The organism is Hyella patelloides LEGE 07179, assembly GCF_900659865.1.
GTDB classification, from domain to species: domain Bacteria; phylum Cyanobacteriota; class Cyanobacteriia; order Cyanobacteriales; family Xenococcaceae; genus Hyella; species Hyella patelloides.
This window is the reverse complement of sequence record NZ_LR214405.1, coordinates 1-2,364: the sequence shown is the minus strand read 5'-3', so window position 1 is coordinate 2,364 and position 2,364 is coordinate 1. Positions and strand designations below refer to the sequence as shown.

The 2,364-nt window shown below is 39.9% G+C and carries 2 protein-coding genes and 1 pseudogene; 1 reads left to right on the top strand and 2 read right to left on the bottom strand.

Features of this window, described 5'->3' with window-relative positions:
- Positions 1 to 277 precede the first annotated feature (277 nt).
- Positions 278 to 1,051 (top strand): annotated as a pseudogene (locus tag H1P_RS35260) (type I restriction-modification enzyme R subunit C-terminal domain-containing protein); the annotation flags it as partial.
- 176 nt (positions 1,052 to 1,227) lie between these two features.
- On the opposite strand, the gene H1P_RS35255 reads toward H1P_RS35260, so the two are convergent.
- Together H1P_RS35255 and H1P_RS35250 are read right to left on the bottom strand one after the other, a co-directional pair.
- Entirely contained in the window at positions 1,228 to 1,734 is a 507-nt protein-coding gene (locus H1P_RS35255; RefSeq protein WP_222427413.1) for a hypothetical protein, read from the bottom strand.
- 134 nt (positions 1,735 to 1,868) lie between these two features.
- Complete coding sequence (locus tag H1P_RS35250) at positions 1,869 to 2,225, bottom strand: hypothetical protein (RefSeq protein ID WP_222427412.1); 357 nt, start codon at positions 2,223 to 2,225, stop codon at positions 1,869 to 1,871.
- Between the last annotated feature and the right edge of the window lie 139 nt (positions 2,226 to 2,364).

Below are 2,364 nucleotides of genomic sequence, written 5' to 3'. Positions count from 1 at the left end.
TTTCTCAAAGCTACCGATAGATATGCCAAAACCATAGTCTTTTGTGTAGATGAGCATCATGTTAAGGCAATGATTAAAGAGCTACTTCACGAAGTCAGAAATCTGAAGTCGTGATGTCAGTCGTTTTACCTCTGAGGCGAAGGAGCGAGGATTCAATACTTGAATATATTTTGTTTCTCTTCGCCTAAAAATGGCGAGGCGCATACTCCAACTTCGGGCTTGATCTAACTCCTGACTCCTGACTCTATCCTCCTGACTTCAGCCCGAAGGGCGTGGTAATCTTAATACGGATATTACCAAAGATAATTCTGATTACATTACCCGCATTACTTCTGATGCTGGTGTTGTGGGCAAAGGACATTTAGATGATTTTAAAGATGTTGAAGATCAAACCCATATTATTGCGGTGACATCTAAGTTGTTAACTACGGGAGTTGATATTCCGACTTGTAAAAATATTGTGCTTACTCGTGTGATTCGTTCTATGTCGGATTTTAAACAAATAATTGGACGAGGAACGCGAGTTAGAGAGGAATACGACAAAATATCCTTTAATATCATTGACTATACCAAAAGCACCATTTTGTTTGAAGACCCAGATTTTGACGGCGAAGCAGCTTTGATTGAAGATTGGGAAATTGATGACGAAGGGCAAGTAATTCAGCCAGAACAAGACGAATTAGAGCCAGAAGAGACTGAAGATACTGGTTTTCGAGGTTTACCATCAGATGAGGATGAACTACCCCGAAAATACTATGTAGATGGCGGAACAGAAGAAATTATCGAGGAACAAATCTACGATCCCGATGCAGAGAATGAATTAAGACTATCCAAACTCATTGACCACACTAAAGAACAAGTCCGCATATTTTATCGTTCTACCTTAGAAATACAACAAAAATGGGCAGACCCTAACAAGCGATCGCTTGTTATTGAATTGCTAGAGGAAAAAGGAATTGATTTTGAGGAGCTAAAGGAAGTTACAAATCAGCCAGAAGCCGACCCCTTCGATCTTATTTGTCATATTGCCTTTGATACCCCAGTTTTGACCTAAGTACCTATGCAAAATCAATTACATAGCGATCTCCAAAAAGTCTCAAAACTTTCTCTACATACTTGGTTAAACTTTTCCAATTAGAGTAATTGGACTTTGGACAAACAGCAAAATGATTCGCGATTACCTTCGCGAATTTTGACTTCCCTAATTAGCTGCCAATTTGGAAGCAATTAGACCGCAATTGGTGTCGATGGTTCTAGCTTTTTGCTTTTTTTACCTTTTTTAATGACCTCATGACGAGTTCTTTTGGTTTGAATCATGCCCTCCGTTCGTCCAGAAGCAAAACCTCGGGGTTTGGGCGAATTAGCTGGTGTTCCAATCTCCGTAATTATTCGATTCATATCGCGCTGAACCAGACTGGGAGTAAGAAAACCCTCGGTTTTTTGAGGCAGATAACGTTCCCAGGGCTGGGGTAAGGTAGAAGCTAATTTTCTGGCTGCCCACAGTTGAACATAAGCCAAAAGGCTAAGGGAGACCCAATTCTCTTCATGTTCAACTTCGGGAGTACCACTAGCATTAAGCAACAATCTTTGTTTGCCAACAGCGTGATTGGACATGGCGAGGAAACCTCGCCGTCCCTCACGCTCAAAACGCAGTAAGTGTTCGATGTCATATCGTTGTAGATAAGCTTGATAACCTTCATTGATGGTCAATTCATCTCGAAGTTGACCCATCATAATCAACTACATCGGTTTCCAGATGCTAATTCCTTCGGTGGTGGTAACTTGTATCCGCATCAAGGTAAATGGCTGACGATGCATTTCTTCAATCATGAGAACCACGCATCAACATCTCTTACCAGCTCTGAATCCTAACCCTCCGTAGTCGCCCCTTCTTTTGGGATTAAGTTCGCGAACGTCACTCGCGAACTCCTCATTCTTTTGTCCAAAGTCCAATGCGCTTTACTAATGGCATCTATGCGAGCCTGTTGAATAGCATCAGCTTCATGCCAAAAACTTGTAACGATTCCTTTAGTAACAAAAGAATTGGTAATACTGGCTAAAGCAAGAGGAAAGTAATTATCTTCTGGATGAGGCGGGTGTTTAACTCGATAGGTAAGGCGATCGCGAAATGCTCCCCGTAGATAAAAACCAATAAATAGAATTAAAGTAATTATCAATAGTGCAATAAACAGCCACCAAAGAATTGATTGAATTATTTCCCACATAAAAAAATAATAGTACATCTGGCTATGGCAATATATTTTGAAGTGATAGATTAAAAGCCAAAATTTATCAGAAAAAATTAAGAGTAATTATTTTGAATAGTAGTCACAATAAAAAAGAAGCAAGACAATTACATTCAAG